Annotated in this window: 16 protein-coding genes; 13 read left to right on the top strand and 3 right to left on the bottom strand. The window is 61.5% G+C overall.

What is annotated here, in order from left to right; genetic code table 11:
- Nucleotides 1–168 precede the first annotated feature (168 nt).
- The 5 genes from gshA (at nt 169) to tauD (ending at nt 5,454) form a co-directional block, all read left to right on the top strand.
- Nucleotides 169–1,752 (top strand): glutamate--cysteine ligase, encoded by a 1,584-nt coding sequence (gene gshA / locus DNK50_RS04610; protein ID WP_112192947.1) that lies wholly within the window; start codon nt 169–171, stop codon nt 1,750–1,752.
- Nucleotides 1,753–2,003: 251 nt separating this feature from the next.
- Nucleotides 2,004–2,981, top strand: a complete 978-nt coding sequence (gene tauA, locus DNK50_RS04605) for a taurine ABC transporter substrate-binding protein (protein ID WP_112192946.1) — start codon at nt 2,004–2,006, stop codon at nt 2,979–2,981.
- Between the two features lie 18 nt (nt 2,982–2,999).
- Nucleotides 3,000–3,779 (top strand): taurine ABC transporter ATP-binding subunit, encoded by a 780-nt coding sequence (gene tauB / locus DNK50_RS04600; RefSeq protein WP_099584398.1) that lies wholly within the window; start codon nt 3,000–3,002, stop codon nt 3,777–3,779.
- A complete protein-coding gene (tauC, locus tag DNK50_RS04595; RefSeq protein ID WP_112192945.1) occupies nt 3,776–4,603 on the top strand; it encodes a taurine ABC transporter permease TauC in 828 nt (275 codons plus the stop codon). Before tauB ends, tauC begins: the two co-directional genes overlap by 4 nt.
- 14 nt (nt 4,604–4,617) lie before the next feature.
- On the top strand, nt 4,618–5,454 hold the full coding sequence (gene tauD / locus DNK50_RS04590) for a taurine dioxygenase (RefSeq protein ID WP_099584396.1): 837 nt from the start codon (nt 4,618–4,620) through the stop codon (nt 5,452–5,454).
- 65 nt (nt 5,455–5,519) lie between these two features.
- Here tauD and mgrA read toward each other — a convergent pair whose 3' ends face one another.
- The 3 genes from mgrA to epsC all read right to left on the bottom strand — a co-directional run bounded on the left by mgrA (nt 5,520) and on the right by epsC (nt 9,903).
- A complete protein-coding gene (gene mgrA, locus DNK50_RS04585; RefSeq protein ID WP_010214105.1) occupies nt 5,520–6,557 on the bottom strand; it encodes an L-glyceraldehyde 3-phosphate reductase in 1,038 nt (345 codons plus the stop codon).
- Nucleotides 6,558–6,692: 135 nt separating this feature from the next.
- The gene (gene betT / locus DNK50_RS04580; protein WP_177411588.1) at nt 6,693–8,654 is read right to left on the bottom strand and encodes a choline transporter BetT; all 1,962 of its coding nucleotides are present in this window, start codon (nt 8,652–8,654) and stop codon (nt 6,693–6,695) included.
- A gap of 322 nt (nt 8,655–8,976) precedes the next feature.
- A complete protein-coding gene (gene epsC, locus DNK50_RS04575; protein ID WP_099584393.1) occupies nt 8,977–9,903 on the bottom strand; it encodes a serine O-acetyltransferase EpsC in 927 nt (308 codons plus the stop codon).
- 166 nt (nt 9,904–10,069) lie between these two features.
- On the opposite strand from epsC, the gene DNK50_RS04570 reads away from it, so the two are divergent.
- The 8 genes from DNK50_RS04570 (at nt 10,070) to DNK50_RS04535 (ending at nt 18,649) form a co-directional block, all read left to right on the top strand.
- Nucleotides 10,070–11,065, top strand: a complete 996-nt coding sequence (locus tag DNK50_RS04570) for a D-cysteine desulfhydrase (RefSeq protein ID WP_112192943.1) — start codon at nt 10,070–10,072, stop codon at nt 11,063–11,065.
- A gap of 279 nt (nt 11,066–11,344) precedes the next feature.
- Nucleotides 11,345–12,139 carry a cystine ABC transporter substrate-binding protein gene (gene tcyJ, locus DNK50_RS04565; protein WP_099584391.1) on the top strand — a complete coding sequence of 265 codons (795 nt, stop codon included), beginning with the start codon at nt 11,345–11,347 and terminating at the stop codon, nt 12,137–12,139.
- Complete coding sequence (gene tcyL / locus DNK50_RS04560; protein ID WP_112192942.1) at nt 12,139–12,804, top strand: cystine ABC transporter permease; 666 nt, start codon at nt 12,139–12,141, stop codon at nt 12,802–12,804. The genes tcyJ and tcyL overlap by 1 nt, the downstream gene beginning before the upstream one ends.
- Before the next feature lie 3 nt (nt 12,805–12,807).
- Nucleotides 12,808–13,554, top strand: a complete 747-nt coding sequence (gene tcyN / locus DNK50_RS04555; RefSeq protein ID WP_099584389.1) for an L-cystine ABC transporter ATP-binding protein TcyN — start codon at nt 12,808–12,810, stop codon at nt 13,552–13,554.
- Nucleotides 13,555–13,871: 317 nt separating this feature from the next.
- The gene (locus DNK50_RS04550; protein WP_112192941.1) at nt 13,872–14,648 is read left to right on the top strand and encodes a hypothetical protein; all 777 of its coding nucleotides are present in this window, start codon (nt 13,872–13,874) and stop codon (nt 14,646–14,648) included.
- A 187-nt stretch (nt 14,649–14,835) separates the two neighbouring features.
- Nucleotides 14,836–16,077, top strand: a complete 1,242-nt coding sequence (locus tag DNK50_RS04545) for an SfnB family sulfur acquisition oxidoreductase (protein WP_112192940.1) — start codon at nt 14,836–14,838, stop codon at nt 16,075–16,077.
- 26 nt (nt 16,078–16,103) lie between these two features.
- Nucleotides 16,104–17,297 (top strand): SfnB family sulfur acquisition oxidoreductase, encoded by a 1,194-nt coding sequence (locus DNK50_RS04540; RefSeq protein WP_112192939.1) that lies wholly within the window; start codon nt 16,104–16,106, stop codon nt 17,295–17,297.
- Nucleotides 17,297–18,649 carry an LLM class flavin-dependent oxidoreductase gene (locus DNK50_RS04535; protein ID WP_099584386.1) on the top strand — a complete coding sequence of 451 codons (1,353 nt, stop codon included), beginning with the start codon at nt 17,297–17,299 and terminating at the stop codon, nt 18,647–18,649. Before DNK50_RS04540 ends, DNK50_RS04535 begins: the two co-directional genes overlap by 1 nt.
- The last annotated feature ends 27 nt before the right edge of the window (nt 18,650–18,676 follow it).

Raw genomic sequence — 18,676 nt, 5'->3', positions numbered from 1 at the left:
CGGAATTTTCCCGCTGCGCTATGGCCCAATTCATGGAGTGAAGTAGGCTTTATTTACTGCGGGTCAAATCGACTCAAAACCAGGCGATCACGCCAGTTTTAACTTCACCCTTGTAGACCGTCCTGCCCACCCCCATATTGGGGCGACTGACGCGTGAAGGAATCCAACTTGAGCGAACTTCTCAACCGCCGCCTGGCTCTGCTCGGCAAGCGCGAACACCTCTCCCTGCTAGAGCAGTGCCTGCATGGCATCGAGCGTGAATGCCTACGTGTCACCGGTGAAGGTCGCCTGGCGCAAACGCCGCACCCGGAAGCCCTGGGCGCCGCGTTGACCAATGAATTGATCACCACCGACTACTCGGAATCGCTGCTGGAGTTCATCACCCCAGCCCTGCCCAACCCGGCCGACACCCTGAGCAGCCTGGATAAGATCCACCGATTTGCCTACACCAAGCTGGGCAGCGAATACCTGTGGAGCCCTTCGATGCCGTGCCCGTTGCCGGCCGAGGAAGATATTCCGATTGCCTACTACGGCACCTCCAATATCGGACAGCTCAAGTATGTGTACCGCAAGGGCCTGGCCCTGCGGTACGGCAAGACCATGCAGTGCATCGCCGGCATCCACTACAACTTTTCCCTGCCGGAACAGTTGTGGCCGTTGCTCAAGGAGACTGAAGGATTCGTCGGCACCGACCGCGACTACCAGTCCACGGCCTATATCGCGCTGATCCGCAATTTCCGCCGTTACAGCTGGCTGCTGATGTACCTGTTCGGTGCCTCGCCGGCCCTGGACGCAGGTTTCCTGCGCGGTCGCTCGCACCAGTTGGAAGTGCTCGACGCCGACACCCTGTACCTGCCCTACGCCACCAGCCTGCGCATGAGCGACCTGGGTTACCAGAGCAACGCCCAAGCCGGGCTTACGCCGTGCTACAACGACTTGGCGAGCTACACCGACAGCCTGCGTGAAGCGGTGGCAACGCCCTACGCGCCATACGTCGAAATCGGCACGCACAAGGACGGTGAGTGGGTGCAGCTCAACACCAACATCCTGCAGATCGAAAACGAGTACTACTCCAACATCCGCCCCAAGCGCGTGACCTACACCGGCGAACGGCCGATCCAGGCGCTGGTGGCCCGTGGCATCCAGTACATCGAAGTGCGCTGCCTGGACATCAACCCGTTCCTGCCGATGGGCATCGATCTGCCGGAGTCGCGCTTCCTCGACGCATTCCTGCTGTACTGCGCGCTGAACGACAGCCCGTTGTTCGCCAACACTGCGTGCGGCAATGCCACCGCCAACTTCCTCAGCGTGGTCAAGGAAGGTCGCCGTCCAGGCCTGCAATTGCAGCGCGACGGCGCGCCGGTGGACATGAAGGAATGGGCCACCGAACTGCTGGAGAAGATTGCACCGCTGGCCGCCCTGCTCGATCAGAGCCACGGTATCAGCGAGCACAGCCAGGCGCTGGACGCCCAACTGGCGAAAATCAACGACCCGTCGTTGACGCCGTCGGCCCAGGTGCTGGCAGCGATGGCCGAGCGCAAAGAGACTTTTGCGCAGTTCTCCCTGCACCAGAGCCAGCTGCATGCCGAGTATTTCCGCCAGGAGCCACTGGCTGCCGAGGAACAGACGCGGTTTGAAGAACTGGCGCGTAAATCGCTGGCACAGCAGGCGGAGCTGGAGCAGAACGAAGTGGGCGATTTTGATGTGTTTGTCGGGTCGTACCAGGCGAGTATCCTGGCCATCAGCAACTGACTGAAGCCGAATCTGGCTCGACATGTGGGAGGGGGCTTGCCCCCGATTGCAGTGGGTCAGCTACACATTAGCTGGCAGCTCCACCGCTATCGGGGGCAAGCCCCCTCCCACATTTGCCTTCACTTGACTGAAAACCCGCTGCAGCTGTTCTCCACATAAGCTAATTCGAAAATGTTATTTATTTTCGGATTCTTAGATCATTTAGTCTCCTCACACGCCGACCCTCGGCCGCCTGATTGAGGAGCTTCCCCTTGAAACTGCTTACCCCTCTGCGCCTCTTGGCCGCATTGTCACTGGCCGGTGCCAGCCTGTTTGCCCAGGCGGCGGATGTGACCATCGCTTATCAGACCACCGTAGACCCGGCCAAAGTCGCCCAGGCCGACGGTGCGTATGAAAAAGCCACCAACGCCAAGATCGACTGGCGCAAATTCTACAACGGCGCCGATATCATTGCCGCCATCGCTTCCGGCGACGTGCAGATCGGCTACCTCGGTTCCAGCCCGCTGACCGCAGCGATCACACGCAAAGTTCCAGTGCAAACCTTCCTCGTCGCCACCCAGATCGGCGGCGCCGAAGCCTTGGTGGCGCGCAATGGTTCGGGGATTAACAGCCCCCAAGACCTGATCGGCAAGAAAATCGCCGTGCCTTTCGTCTCCACCGGCCACTACAGCCTGCTGGCCGCGCTGAAGCACTGGAACATCGACCCAGCCAAAGTGACCATCCTCAACCTTGCGCCACCGGCGATCATCGCCGCCTGGAAGCGCGGTGACATCGACGCCACCTACGTCTGGGACCCGGCGTTGGGCGTGGCCAAGGAAAACGGCAAAGTGCTGATCACCTCCGGCGAATTGGCCAAGTTCGGTGCGCCAACCTTCGATGCGTGGATCGTGCGTAAGGATTTTGCCGAGAAGCACCCGGAAATCGTCACGGCCTTCGCCAAAGTCACTCTGGATGCCTACTCCGCCTACCGCAAAGACCCACAAGCCTGGCTCGCCGACAAAGGCAACGTCGACAAACTGGTGAAGCTTTCCGGCGCAAAAGCCAGCGATATTCCGCTGCTGCTGCAAGGCAACGTCTACCCGTTGGCCGCGGACCAGGTGACCCTGCTCGGCGCACCGACCACCAAGGCCGTGACCGATACCGCTGCGTTCCTCAAGGAACAAGGCAAGGTCGACGCCGTGCTGCCGGACTACGCCCCTTACGTCAGCGCCAAGTTCATCACTAACTGATTCAAGGAGTTCATTGCGATGGCCTTGCTACAACTGGAGCGCATCAGCGCACAGTACCCAGGTGCCCCGGAGCCGGTACTGGCGGATATTTCACTCGACCTGGGCCCCCAGCAATTGCTGGTGGCCCTCGGCCCGTCCGGCAGTGGCAAGACCTCGCTGTTGAACCTGATTGCCGGTTTTGTCGAGCCTTCTGCCGGGCGCATCACCCTTGATGGCGTGCCGGTCAAAGGCCCCAGCGCCGAGCGCGGCGTGGTGTTCCAGGACGATGCATTGCTGCCCTGGCAGGATGTGCTGGCCAATGTCGGCTTTGGCCTCGAACTGGCCGGGGTACCCAAGGCGCAACGCGAAGTACGTGCCCGGGAAATGCTCGCGCTGGTGGATCTGGCGGGTTTCGACAGCCGCCGTATCTGGCAGCTCTCCGGCGGCCAGAAGCAACGTGTCGGCCTGGCGCGTGCCTTGGCGGCAGACCCACGTGTGTTGTTGATGGACGAACCCTTCGGCGCCCTCGATGCCTTTACCCGCGAACAGATGCAGGAGTTATTGCTGCAAGTCTGGCGGCGCACGGCCAAGCCGGTGTTCCTGATCACCCATGACATCGAAGAAGCCGTGTTCCTCGCCACTGATCTGATCCTGCTGGCGCCCAACCCCGGCCAGATCGTCGAACGCCTGCGCCTGGACTTCGGCCAACGCTACGCGGCCGGCGAATCGGCGCGGGCGATCAAGTCCGACCCGCGCTTTATCGAGACCCGCGAACACGTGCTGGGCAAAGTGTTCTCGCAACGGCAGGTGTCCGCATGAGCAGCTACGAACTCCCCGCCACCGCCATCACGCCGTTGCTGATTCCGGTGCGCCGCAGTCTGAGTACGCGCTGGATCAGCCTGCTGACGCTAATCGCGTTACTGGCCATTTGGTGGGCCGTGACCGCCACCGGCTTGATCGAACCACTGTTCCTGCCGCCGCCATCCGCCGTGTTGCAAAAGGGCTGGTTGCTGGCCACCACGGGCTACATGGACTCCACCTTGTGGCAGCACCTGGGCGCGAGCCTCAGCCGCATCGGCCTGGGCCTGGGCTTTGCGGTGCTGACCGCCGTGCCGGTGGGCATCGCCATCGGCTCTAACCGCATCGCCCGTGGGATTCTCGACCCGCTGATCGAGTTCTACCGGCCGATTCCGCCTTTGGCTTACCTGCCATTGATCGTGATCTGGTGCGGCATCGGCGAGCTGTCCAAAGTGCTGCTGATTTACCTGGCGATCTTTGCACCGATTGCCATCGCCACCGCGACGGGGGTGCGCACCGTCGACCCGGCCAAGCTGCGCGCTGCGCAGTCGCTGGGCGCTACCCGCGCCCAACTGATCCGCCATGTGATCCTGCCCAGCGCCCTGCCCGATATCCTCACCGGTGTGCGCATCGGCCTGGGTGTGGGCTGGTCCACCTTGGTCGCTGCCGAGCTGATCGCGGCCACCAGCGGCCTGGGTTTTATGGTGCAGTCGGCGGCGCAGTTCCTGGTCACCGATGTGGTGGTGCTGGGGATTCTGGTCATCGCCCTGATCGCTTTCGCCATGGAAATGGGCCTGCGCGCCCTGCAGCGTAAATTAGTGCCTTGGCATGGCCAGGCACACTGAGTGATGAGAATTAAATGAGCCGCCTGACCGTTACGCCATTAAGCACCGCCTTGGGCGCCCAGATCAGTGGCGTCGATATCACCCTGCCTCTGAACCTCGAACAGCGCGACGCCATCGAACAGGCGCTGCTGACTCACTCGGTGCTGTTCTTCCGCGACCAGGCCATCACCCCGCAACAACAGGCGCGGTTCGCGGCGAATTTCGGCGACCTGCACATTCACCCGATCTACCCCAACGTGCCGGAACAGCCCGAAGTGCTGATTCTCGACACCGCCGTCACCGACGTGCGCGACAACGCCGTATGGCACACCGACGTGACCTTCCTGCCCACCCCGGCGCTCGGCGCGGTGCTCAGTGCCAAACTGTTGCCGGCGTTTGGCGGCGACACGTTGTGGGCCAGTGGGATTGCGGCGTATGAGGCGTTGTCCGAGCCGTTGAAGGTGCTGCTCAATGGGTTGACCGCGACTCACGACTTCACCAAATCCTTCCCGCTGGAGCGCTTCGGCAACACCGCAGAAGACCTGTTGCGCTGGGAAGAAACCCGCAAAAAGAACCCGCCGTTGTCACACCCGGTGGTGCGTACGCATCCGGTGAGCGGGCGCAAATCGCTGTTTGTCAGTGATGGTTTCACGACCAAAATAAACGAACTGGAACCGGCCGAGAGTGAAGCGATTCTCAAGCTGCTGTTCGCCCACGCGACGCGCCCGGAATTCACCATTCGCTGGCGCTGGCAGGAGAATGACGTGGCGTTCTGGGACAACCGCGTGACCCAGCATTACGCGGTGGATGACTACCGGCCACAACGGCGGGTGATGCACCGGGCGACGATTCTGGGGGATGTGCCTTTTTAGCCACACTGCAAATCAAATGTGGGAGGGCTTGCCCCCTCCCACACTTTTGACCCAGTTGTGTCAGGTCATTCAGCCGTCGATGGCTTTTCCCACAAGTTAATCCCACCTTCCTGCGCAAACCGATCGATCTCCGCCAGTTCTTCCGCGCTGAAACTCAAGTTCTTCAGCGCACCAACGTTCTCGATAATCTGCTCCGGCCGGCTCGCGCCGATCAGCGCGCTGGTGACCCGTGGATCACGCAGCGTCCAGGCCAGTGCCAGTTGCGCCAGGCTCTGGCCACGACGCTGGGCGATTTCGTTCAGCGCACGTACGTGGGCGATGTTGGCTTCGGACAAGTGCTTGGCCTGCAACGAACCACCGCCTGGACGATTGACCCGTGCATCCGCTGGCACACCATTGAGGTATTTGTCGGTCAACAAACCCTGGGCCAGTGGCGTGAAAGCGATCACGCCGGCGCCGAGTTCTTCGGTGGTATCCAGCAGGTCTTTTTCTACCCAGCGGTTGAGCAGGTTGTAGGCCGGCTGGTGGATCAGCAGCGGCACTTTCCACTCCTTGAGCAGCGCCGCGATTTCACGGGTTTTCACCCCGGAATACGACGAGATACCGATGTACAACGCCTTGCCTTGTTGCACGGCCGTGGCGAGGGCGCTGGCGGTTTCTTCCAGCGGGGTGTCGGCGTCAAAACGGTGGGAGTAGAAAATATCCACGTAGTCGACGCCCAGGCGTTGCAGGCTCTGGTCAAGGCTGGCCAGCACGTATTTGCGCGAGCCGCCGCCCTGGCCGTAAGGGCCGGGCCACATGTCCCAACCGGCCTTGCTGGAGATGATCAATTCGTCGCGGTAATGCTTGAAGTCTTCGCGCAGCAAACGGCCGAAATTGATCTCGGCGCTGCCGTAGGGCGGGCCGTAGTTGTTAGCCAGGTCGAAGTGGTTTATCCCCAGGTCAAACGCGGTGCGCAACAGGGCGCGCTGGGTGTCGATCGGGGTGCTGTCGCCAAAGTTGTGCCACAGCCCCAGGGACAGTGCGGGCAGCACCAGTCCACTGCGGCCTACGCGGCGATACGGGATAGATTCATAGCGGTTTTCGGCAGCAATGTACGTCATCGAATCCTCTCTGGGCTTAGGGCAAATAAGGCCTGGGAATAAGGTTATTCCCAGGCCTTTTAACCAGCTGAATCGCTTAAGTCTGCCCTTTCGTTTTACAGCAAATGGCTGCCCGAATGGAACGACAAGATCATCTCAACGCACCAGGTGCAGGAACTGCAAATGCCGCTCGTACTGGTCGAGGATGTCGTTGATGATCTGCTCTTTGGTATAGCCCACCAGATCGTAGTCCTGGCTGCCCTCGCTCAAGTGAACTTCCGCCCGGTAATAGCGGCGGTTGTTGATCTCTTTGGAGCCCATGCCGCCACGGGCGAACGACGGCGTGAAGTAGCCGCGCATCTGCACCTGGTAGATGAAAGGATGTTCCTCGCCATGGCCGATCTCCAGGCTGACGCTGTCGTTGGACGGATCCGGCTGGGTCACCACCGAGAGGCCCTTCTCGACAAACACTGCCGTCACTTCTTCAATCGCCGGGCGCACCGTCGACTCAAGGAAGCGGTATACCTCATCCCTCGATGGGAAATGCACCGCCTGGCTCAAGCGCTGGCGCCAGCCGCCCTTGCCTTTGCGTGAAGCCGAGATCGGCGCCAACGAATGCAACTGTGCGATCTGCTTTTGCGATTCGAGGTAGAACGCCTTGTGCAGCCCCCACATCATCAGCAGCAGGATCAGCGAGAACGGCAGCGAGGTCAGCACCACCGCCGATTTCAGCGAGTCGATACTGCCGGCGAACAGCAAGGCACTGGTGACCAGCGCCGTCATCGCGCCCCAGAACACCCGCAGCCATTTGGGCCCGTCTTCATCGGCATTGCCACCCTTGGACGACAGGGTCGACAAGACCACCGTGCCCGAATCCGCCGAGGTGACGAAGAATACGAAACTGATGAACACCGTGACCGCGATTACGGTTTTGCTCCACGGATAGGTTTCCAGCAGCAGGTAGAGGCTCATCGACGGGTCATCGATGGCCGACTGACCGAGCGCGGCCATGCCGTGGTTGAGCACTTGGTCGATGGCGCTGTTACCGAAAATCGACATCCATGCCAGGGTGAAGCCCAGCGGGATCAGCAGCACGCCGAACACGAATTCGCGAATGGTACGGCCACGGGAAATCCGTGCGATAAACAGGCCCACGAACGGCGACCATGCGATCCACCAAGCCCAGTAGAACACCGTCCAACCGCCCAGCCAGTCGCTCGGTTTGTCGTAGGCGTAGACGTCGAAACTCTTGGTCGGCAGCGCACCGAGGTAATCGCCGATGTTCTGGATCAGGGTGTTGAGCAAATGCTGGGTCGGCCCGGCAAACAACACGAACAGCAGCAGCGCGCAGGCCAGCAGCATGTTGATGTCGGACATCACCCGCACGCCTTTATCGACGCCGGCTACTGCGACCAGAATCGCCGCGCCCATCATCAACGTGATCAGGCCAACCTGAATCCACTGGGTGTGGGCAATGCCGAACAGATAATCGAGGCCAGAGTTAAGGTGCAACACACCAAAGCCCATGTCGGCGCCAAGACCGAACACCGTAGCGATGATGCCGAAGCCATCCACCGCATAGCCGATGGGGCCGTTGATGCGCTTGCCGATCAGCGGGTACAGCGCCGAGCGCAACGCCAGCGGCAGGTTATGCCGGTAGGCGAAATACGCCAGCGCCATGCCGACAAACGCGAACACGCCCCAGCCGTGCAGGCCCCAGTGCAGAAACAGAATCTGCATGGCCTGACGCGCCGCATCGGCGTTCATCGGCGCGCCTTGTGGCGGCTGCACCAGGTGCGTCAGGGGTTCGGATACGCAGAAGAAAAACAGCGTGATGCTGATGCCGGCCGCGAACAGCATGCCGGCCCAGGACAGGTAACTGAATTCGGGCTCGTCGTGGTCGGCACCGAGTTTTATCTTGCCGTAGCCCGATAGCGCGGTGACCACCACGAAGACCAGATACAGGGTCATCGCCAGCATGTAGTACCAGCCGACCGTATTGGCCGCCCAGTTTTGCGCCGCCAGCAGCCAGGCACCGGCCTGTTGCGGGATAGCGATGACAGTGATGCCGAACAGCAGGATGAAGGTCGCGGCGAAATAGAAAACCGGCGCATTCATGCGCACTTGGCCGCTGGCAGGGGTGGACGATGCACTCATGAACGATGCACCCCGAGGTTGAAGGATGTGGCTGTAAATAACGGACTCAGCAAAGGTAAGCCTCCTGTTGTGAGCGGGCAGCGAACCACCGGGTTTAACTTGAACGAGCGTTCAAGTTAAACATGAATAGGCGGTCCGGGACTAATCGCAGGGCTGAGTGGTATGACGGGTGAGCAAAGGAAATCGTTCAGCGACTGCTGACTGAAACACGGTCTCCGTGTGGAATGCCGTCAAAATGTGGGAGGGGGCTTGCTCCCTCCCACAGGTGACCGGTGCAGGTTCTCTACTTTTGCGCCCCATCATCATGCTGCAGATTCGCCTGGGTGATGTTCGCCTCAGCCGGCACACTGCGCGTCAGCCACACATTGCCGCCAATGGTCGAACCCTTGCCAATAGTGATTCGCCCCAGGATCGTCGCCCCGGCGTAGATCACCACATCGTCCTCGACGATCGGGTGACGCGGATGGCCCTTCTGCAACTGCCCATCTTCATCCGCCGGGAAGCGCTTGGCGCCCAACGTCACGGCCTGGTAGATACGCACCCGCTCGCCGATGATCGCGGTTTCGCCAATCACCACACCCGTCCCATGGTCGATAAAGAAACTCGGGCCGATCTGTGCGCCGGGGTGAATGTCGATGCCGGTGGCCGAGTGAGCGATTTCCGCGCTGATCCGCGCCAGCAGCGGCAAACCGGCGCGGTACAGGTGGTGGGCCAGGCGATGGTGAATCACCGCCAAAATCCCCGGATAGCACAACAACACCTCATCCACACTGCGCGCGGCCGGGTCGCCGTGGTAGGCGGCGAGTACGTCGGTGTCCAGCAGGCTGCGCAGGGACGGCAAGGCCAGGGCGAAATCCTGGATCAGGCGGATGGCGTGGGCATCAATCTGGCTGTCGTCCTGGCCGCCCTGCCGCGCGGCATAACGCAGCTCCAGGCGTGCCTGGGCGAGCAAGGCATTCAGCGCGACGTCGAGGGTATGGCCGACGTAGAAGTCTTCACTTTCTTCACGCAGATCCGCCGGCCCCAGGCGCATCGGGAACAGTGCGCCGCACAAAGCTTCGAGGATCTGCGCAACGGCTTCTCGGGACGGCAACTCGCGGCCGCCATGCTCGCCGCTCAAGCGACCATTGCGCGTTCGCCACGCGTCTCGGGCACCGCGCAACTGGCTGACGATGGTCTGTAATTGCCAATGGCTGGAACGCTCACTCACGGTATTCACTCCTGACGTAATGGCAATCACTTTACGGTATGCACCTCGGCCGCCCTTAAGAACCAATGGTGTGATGCTAAGAACCATCGGGCATAAGCGATTGACGGTTGCCCGATGAAAAGTGCCTGCCTATAGTCGCTTTATCCCTTAGCCACCGTGCGTAGCCATGATCAAGCAACAGCTCGACCGTTTTAACCGCCTGGACCTGCTCGGCGGCGCCACCGCCCTGGAAAAACTCGAACGGCTGTCGACCTGGTTGGGACGTGACATCTACGTCAAGCGCGACGACACCACGCCACTGGCCATGGGCGGCAATAAGCTGCGCAAACTCGAATACCTCGCGGCCGATGCTATCGCCCAGGGCGCCGACACGCTGGTGACGGCTGGCGCTATCCAGTCCAACCACGTACGCCAGACCGCCGCCCTCGCCGCCAAACTCGGCCTGGGCTGCGTCGCGCTGCTGGAAAACCCCACCGGCACCGACGACCCCAACTACCTCGGCAACGGCAACCGCCTGCTACTGGAACTGTTCGACGCTAAAGTTGAGTTGGTGGAAAACCTCGATAACGTCGACGACCAACTCAACGCCCTCGCCGACCGCCTGCGCAGCAACGGCAAGAAGCCGTACCTGGTGCCCATCGGCGGCTCCAATGCCCTCGGCGCCCTGGGTTATGTGCGCGCCAGCCTGGAACTGGCCGCGCAGATCGAAGACAGCGGCATCGAATTCGCCGCCGTGGTGTTGGCTTCCGGCAGTGCCGGTACCCACAGCGGCCTGGCACTGGCGTTGAGCGAAGCGCTGCCGAATCTGCCGGTGGTGGGCATCACCGTGTCGCGCACCGACGAAGCCCAGCGCCCGAAAGTGCAGGGGCTGGCCGAGCGCACGGCCAAGTTGCTGGGTGTGGATATCCCCGAAGCGTTCAAGGTAATCCTGTGGGACGAATACTTCGGCCCGCGCTATGGCGAACCGAACGCCGGCACCTTGGCCGCGATCAAACTGTTGGCCAGCCAGGAAGGCCTGCTGTTGGACCCGGTCTATACGGGCAAGGCCATGGCCGGTCTGCTGGACGGCATCGGGCGTCAACGCTTTGAAGATGGGCCAATCATTTTCCTGCACACCGGTGGGGCGCCGGCATTGTTTGCTTATGACTCGGTTTTCAACTGAATAAACGCGGGCTATAGGTGGGAGGGGGCTTGCCCCCGATTGCGGTCGATCAGTAACAAATATGCTGGCTGACCCGACGGCATCGGGGGCAAGCCCCCTCCCACACTGGATCCAACTTATATTCAAAAATGGAATATGAATTAAGATTTATATTATTTTCAAGTCTTAAAACCTGCCTTTATCATCGCGCCGAAGGCGAAGACGCGCTTCGCGCTTTAAGGCAGGATACGACTACTGCGTCATCTGCTTCGCTCACCATAAAAAACACAGGGGCTCTTCATGACTATTTCCGTATTCCGTCGCACCTTGCTGGTCGGCACTTTGGGTCTGGCGCTCGGCGCCGGGCTGCTGGGCCAAGCGGTTGCCGGCGAGCAACTGGGCAACATCAAAAAGGCCGGCGAGATTAAGATCGGCCTGGAAGGCACCTACCCACCGTTCAGCTTCGTCGATGAAAGCGGCAAGCTCAGCGGTTTCGAAGTCGAGCTGTCCGAAGCCCTGGCCAAGGAGCTGGGCGTCAAGGTCAAGCTGCAGGCCACGCCATGGGACGGCATCCTCGCTGCCCTGGAATCCAAGCGCCTGGACGCTGTGGTCAACCAGGTGACCATCTCTGAAGAGCGCAAGAAGAAGTACGATTTCTCCACGCCTTACACCGTCTCCGGTATCCAGGCGCTGGTGCTCAAGAAGAACGTCGACAGCATCAAGACTGCCGACGACCTGGCCGGCAAAAAAGTCGGTGTCGGCCTGGGCACCAACTACGAACAATGGCTCAAGGACAATCAACCCAAAGCCATCATCAAGACCTATAACGATGACCCAACCAAATTCCAGGACCTGAACGTCGGCCGTATCGACGCCATCCTGATCGACCGCCTGGCCGCCCTGGAATACGCCAAGAAAGCCCCGAAAACCGCCGCTGCCGGCGATGCCTTCTCCCGCCAGGAATCCGGTATCGCCCTGCGCAAAGGCGAGCCTGAATTGCTGGAAGCGGTGAACAAGGCCCTCGACAAGCTGCGCGCCGACGGCACCTTGAAGAAGCTGTCCGAGAAGTACTTCAACGCTGACGTCACTCAATAATGGAGGCAAGTCTCCAACTCGCGCTGGACTCCGCGCCCTTTCTGCTCAAAGGCGCGTATTACACGGTGATCCTCAGCCTCGGCGGCATGTTTTTCGGCTTGCTGCTGGGCTTCGGCCTGGCGTTGATGCGCCTGTCGCGCTTCAAGCTGCTGAGCTGGACTGCCCGGGTCTACGTGTCGTTCTTTCGCGGCACGCCCTTGCTGGTACAGCTGTTCTTGATCTACTACGGCTTGCCGCAAGTGGGTATCGAGCTGGATCCGATCCCGGCCGCCATGATCGGCTTTTCGCTGAACATGGCCGCCTACGCCTGTGAAATCCTGCGGGCCGCCATCGCGTCTATCGAGCGTGGCCAGTGGGAAGCCGCGGCCAGTATCGGCATGACCCGCGCGCAGACCCTGCGCCGGGCCATCCTGCCGCAAGCGATGCGCACTGCGTTGCCGCCGCTGGGCAACAGTTTTATTTCGCTGGTCAAGGACACGGCGCTGGCCGCCACCATCCAGGTGCCGGAGCTGTTTCGCCAGGCGCAACTGGTGTCGGCGCGTACCTTTGAAATTTTTACCATGTATCTGTCCGCCGCCCTGATCTACTGGATACTGGCGAGCATCCTGGCGCATTTTCAAAATCGTCTGGAAGACCGGGTCAACCGGCATGACCTGGAGTCTTGAAGCATGATCGTGGTTGAAAAACTGACCAAACAATTCAACGGTCAGGTGGTGCTCAACGGCATCGACCTTGAGGTCAAGGAAGGCGAAGTCGTCGCCATCATCGGCCCCAGCGGTTCCGGCAAGACCACCTTCCTGCGCTGCCTGAATTTCCTTGAGGAACCCACCAGCGGCCGTATCAAGGTGGGCGACATCCAGATCGACGGCAGTAAACCGCTCAACCAGCAGCAAGGCCTGGTGCGGCGCCTGCGTCAACACGTGGGTTTTGTGTTCCAGAACTTCAACTTGTTCCCCCATCGCACAGCGCTGGAAAACGTCATCGAAGGGCCCTGCGTGGTCAAGAAGATGCCGCGCGAAGATGCTGTTGCCCTCGGGCGCAAGCTGCTGACCAGGGTTGGCCTGGCGGGCAAGGAAGACGCGTACCCACGGCGCCTGTCCGGTGGCCAGCAACAGCGCGTGGCGATTGCCCGTGCGTTGGCCATGGAGCCGGAAGTGATTCTGTTCGACGAGCCAACCTCGGCCCTCGACCCGGAGCTGGTGGGTGAAGTGCTGGCGACCATCCGCAGCCTGGCTGAAGAGAATCGCACCATGGTCATCGTCACCCACGAAATGAGCTTTGCCCGAGACGTGGCCAACCGTGTGATCTTTTTCGACAAGGGCGTGATCGTGGAGCAAGGCGAAGCCAAGGCGTTGTTTGCCAACCCCAGGGAAGAACGCACCCGACAGTTCCTGAGCAAGTTTTTGGCTCACTGACGCGCGCCTGAATATGGAGAGGCAGATCGCTTCCTCTCCATCGTTTGTATTCCTACAGGAAGTCCGCGCACACACCGGTAAAACACCCCCGCTATCGCCCCTTAAAACCCCCCGCCCAGTCAGACCCATCTGAATATCGCCAAACCCGCCGTTTAGCCTTTTGCCGCCATTGACGCTCCCTGGCCAACCCTCTTATCTAAGGCCCAGAGGATTGGATCCTATCCCGGCTACTCACTGAATCGTTCCTTTCAGCCCCCCTGCGCACCCGCGCCAAAGGGCTGGAACGATTGCTGCTGGCTGCATCAAGGAGATTACTTATGACGCGCATCGCAACCCCGGCACGGCTCATCGCCCCGACGCTGCCCCAGGCCCTTCGACACGGCATCAATGCCTTGGCAGCCACACAGCTGCTGGTGGATATCGCGCCCTACCCCGGCATGGATGAAGGCGACCTGATCGAACTGTTCTGGAACAACTGCTTTGCGGCCTCACGGCGGGTGACCGCGTGCAAGGTCGGCATGCCAACTCGCCTGCGGGTTCCGGAAAGTTTTGTGCAGGAGGGTGTCGCCCAGGTTCATTACCAGGTCATGCAGATCGGCCGCGCCCCGGCACGCTCGGCCATGGCGCACCTGCGCGTGAAAACTACGCCTCCGGGAGGCCTGCCCTGCGCACTCTACAGCGATGAAAACCAGAACCTGGCCCCGGTCGGCCTGCCAGAAACCATTCGCCGCTATGGTGTCAACGCCAGCCAGGTACGGCGGGGCATCCCGCTGACCATCGAGCCTTATCTGAACATGACCACAGGCGACGCCATCACCCTGCGCTGGGGCGACGTGCGCCTGGACCTGCCGAAGATCCAGCCCAAGGCCGTCGGCCACGCGGTACAGGTGTGGGTGCCGTCGACGTTGATTGTCGAGGCCGGTGACGACAGCCGCCTGGAAGTGACCTACTGCATTCTGGACCGTGTCGGCAATAATTCGCGCTGGGCGCCAGCCCGCACGTTACGCATTGCCGCCTGCGCGCCAACCCGCCCGGCCGGCGCCGCGCCGGTCTATCAACCCCGCCCGCTCGGCTCACCCTGCGAACCTGGGTGACTGCCCTTCTATGCATATTCCCAAAAGTTAGTTTATTTAAATATTTAACACGCTTAGGGTATATGCACCGGACCACCGGACCTCTTTGATTTTTCTGTTTTCATTTCATTGAATGCGAGGTCGGTATGGTCAGAATTACCCCGGTGCGCAACGCCAGGGCATTACGTGCAGCCAAGGAGCGGCGCTGATGTCTAACTTGGCTCTAACACCCCCCCAACGAGATCTGGACGTGGCACCGCTGCTGTTGCCGGCCGCCGTGCTGCGCAACGACGCCCAAGCGCTGAACGCCGCCCACGAGCTGGCCCAGGCCGCGCGCCTGCAAGCCGCCACGCGCGACCAGCAACGCAAGCTGCCATGGGCGCAGCTCGAACAGTTCACCCGCAGCGGGCTGGGCAGTATTTCCATTCCCCGCGAGTACGGCGGCCCGCAAGTGTCCTTCGTGACCCTGGCCGACGTGTTCGCGATCATCAGCGCGGCAGACCCGGCTCTGGGACAGATCCCGCAAAACCATTTCGGCATCCTGCACCTGTTGCAGGGCGCGGCCACCGAGCGCCAGAAAAAGCAGCTGTTCCAGAGCGTGCTCGACGGCTGGCGCATCGGTAACGGCGGCCCGGAGCGGGGCACCAGGAACACCCTGGAACTCAAGGCACGCATCACCGCCAAGGGCGACGGTTACGTGATCAGCGGCCAGAAGTTCTATTCCACCGGTGCGTTGTTTGCGCACTGGGTAGCGATCAAGGCGCTGAACGACGACGGCAAGCAAGTCATGGCATTCGTGCGCCGGGGCACCGAAGGGCTGCGCATCGTCGATGATTGGTCCGGCTTCGGCCAACGCACCACCGCCAGCGGCACCGTAGTGCTGGACCAGGTGCCGGTCGATGCCGACCTCGTGGTCGACAACTGGCGCATCGGCGACAGCCCGAACATCCAGGGCGCCGTGTCGCAATTGATCCAGGCGGCCATCGACGCCGGCATCGCCCGTGGCGCCCTTGATGACACCATCGCTTTCGTTCGCGAACGCTCGCGCCCCTGGATCGACGCCAAGGTCGAACGCGCCAGCGATGACCTGTATGTGATCGCTGACATCGGCAGGCTGAAGATCGAACTGCACGCCGCCGAAGCGCTGCTGCGCAAGGCCGGCCAGGTGCTGGACCAGGTCAGCGCCGCGCCGATCACCGCGCAGTCCGCCGCACGCGCCTCAATCGCCGTGGCCGAGGCCAAAGTGTTGACCACCGAAGTGTCGTTGCTGGTCAGCGAAAAGCTCTTCGAACTGGCCGGCAGCCGCGCCACCCTCGCCGAGTTCAACCTCGACCGGCACTGGCGCAACGCGCGCGTGCACACGCTGCACGACCCGGTGCGCTGGAAGTATCACGCCATCGGCGCCTATCGCCTGAACGGCACGTTACCCGCTCGTCACTCCTGGATTTAACCGACCAGACCTCTGGAGAAATACGCATGACCCTTTCTCATCACGTCGCGGTGATCACCAGCGATGAACAAGCCCTTATTGTCGCCAGCGACCTGGCCGAAGACTTTCGCCGTGACAGCATCCTGCGCGACCGTGAGCGCCGCCTGCCCTTGCCCGAACTGGACGTGTTCTCGCGCTCCGGCCTGTGGGGCATCAGCGTGCCCAAGGCGTACGGCGGCGCCGGTGTATCCAACGTCACTCTGGCCAAGGTCATCGCGCTGATCGCCCAGGCCGACGCCTCCCTGGGCCAGATCCCGCAGAACCACTTCTACGCCTTGGAAGTGCTGCGTGTGAACGGCAGCCCGGCGCAGCAACAACGCCTGTACGCCGAAGTCCTTGCCGGCCAGCGCTTCGGCAACGCACTGGCCGAACTGGGCACCAAGACCGCTCACGACCGCGTCACAAGCATCACCCGCGACGGCGACGGATTTCGCATCACTGGCCGCAAGTTCTACTCAACCGGTGCGATTTACGCGCAACGCATCCCGACGTCTGTGGTGGACGAGCACGGCGTGCAGCAACTGGCGTTTGTCCCGCGCGACAGCGAAGGCCTGAGTGTGATCGACGACTGGAGCGGCTTTGGCCAGCGCACCACCGGCAGCGGCTCGGTGGTGTTCGACAACGTGTGGGTCGCCGCCCAGAACGTAATCCCGTTCCAGAGCGCCTTCGAACGCCCGACAACGGTCGGCCCGCTGGCGCAGATCCTTCACGCCGCCATCGACACCGGCATCGCCCGCGCCGCCTTTGAGGATGCGCTCCACTTTGTGCGCACCAAGACCCGCCCGTGGATCGATTCCGGCAACGACAAAGCGACTGAAGACCCGTTGACGCTCAAGAGCTTCGGCCACTTGAGCGTCCGCCTCCATGCCGCCGAAGCACTGCTGGAACGCTCGGGCGAATACCTCGACCGCGCCCAGGCCGACACCACTGCCGATACCGTCGCCGCCGCCTCGATTGCGGTGGCCGAAGTGCGCGCCTTGAGCACCGAAATTTCCCTCGCCGCCGGCAGCACGCTGTTCGAACTCGCCGGCAGCCAGGCCACCCTGGCCGAACACGGCCTCGACCGCCACTGGCGCAACGCACGGGTGCACACCCTGCACGACCCGGTGCGCTGGAAGTATCACGCGGTGGGCAATTACTACCTCAACGATGAAAACCCGCCACTGCGGGGGACCATTTGATGGCAAAGAAAAAAATCCTGCTCAATGCCTTCAACATGAACTGCATCGGGCACATCAACCATGGCCTGTGGACCCATCCACGGGATACGTCCACCCAGTACAAGACCATTGAGTACTGGACTGAGTTGGCGCAAACCCTGGAACGCGGGCTGTTCGACGGTCTGTTTATCGCCGATATCGTCGGCGTGTACGACGTCTACCAACACTCCATCGACGTACCGCTCAAGGAGTCGATCCAACTGCCGGTCAACGACCCGTTGCTGCTGGTCTCGGCGATGGCGGCCGTCACCAGAAACCTGGGCTTCGGCCTCACCGCCAACCTGACGTATGAGCCGCCGTATCTGTTTGCCCGACGCATGTCCACACTCGATCACCTGAGCCGTGGCCGGGTGGGCTGGAACATTGTCACCGGCTACCTCGACAGCGCCGCCAAGGCCATGGGCCTTACCGAGCAGGTCGAGCATGACCGCCGCTACGACCAGGCCGATGAGTACCTGGAGGTGCTGTACAAACTCTGGGAAGGCAGCTGGGAAGACGACGCGGTGATCAACGACCCGGCGCAACGGATCTACGCGCAGCCGGGCAAGGTGCACAAGGTCGAACACCACGGCGAGTTCTATCAGGTTGAGGGTTATCACCTGTGCGAACCGTCGCCACAGCGCACGCCGGTGTTGTTCCAGGCTGGCAGTTCGGACCGTGGCTTGCTGTTCGCCGGTCGCCATGCCGAGTGCGTGTTTATCAGCGGGCAGAACAAAGCGTCGACCAAAGCCCAGGTCGACAAGGTGCGCGCCAGCGCGGTCGGGGCCGGACGCAATCCGGATGACATCAAGGTATTCATGGGCCTCAACGTGATCGTCGGCGCTACCGAAGAGCAGGCCTGGGCCAAGCACGCCGAATACCTGAGCTACGCCAGCGCAGAGGCCGGCGTGGCGCACTTCTCGGCGTCCACCGCGATTGATTTTGCCGAGTACGAACTGGACGAACCGATCCAGTACGTGAAGAGCAATGCCATCCAGTCAGCCACCAAAAACCTGCAGAACAACGACTGGACCCGGCGCAAATTGCTGGAGCAGCACGCCCTGGGCGGGCGCTACATCACCTTGGTGGGTTCGCCGGAGCAGGTGGCGGATGAGTTGGAATCCTGGATCAGCGAAACCGGGTTGGATGGGTTCAACCTGACGCGGATTGTGACGCCGGAGAGCTATGTGGACTTTATCGATCTGGTCGTGCCGGAGTTGCAGCGAAGGGGCTCGTACAAGACCGCTTATGAGACCGGAACGCTGCGCGAAAAAGTCTTCCACACCAGTGCTCGCCTACCCGAACAACACACCGGATCAACCTACCGCCACTGAACAAAAAAATGTGAGAGGGGCAAGCGC

The organism is Pseudomonas sp. LG1E9, from assembly GCF_003290225.1.
Classification (GTDB): Bacteria; Pseudomonadota; Gammaproteobacteria; order Pseudomonadales; family Pseudomonadaceae; genus Aquipseudomonas; species Aquipseudomonas cyclaminis.
Note: the sequence above shows the minus strand (reverse complement) of the source record. Positions and strands in the feature narration are given on the sequence as shown.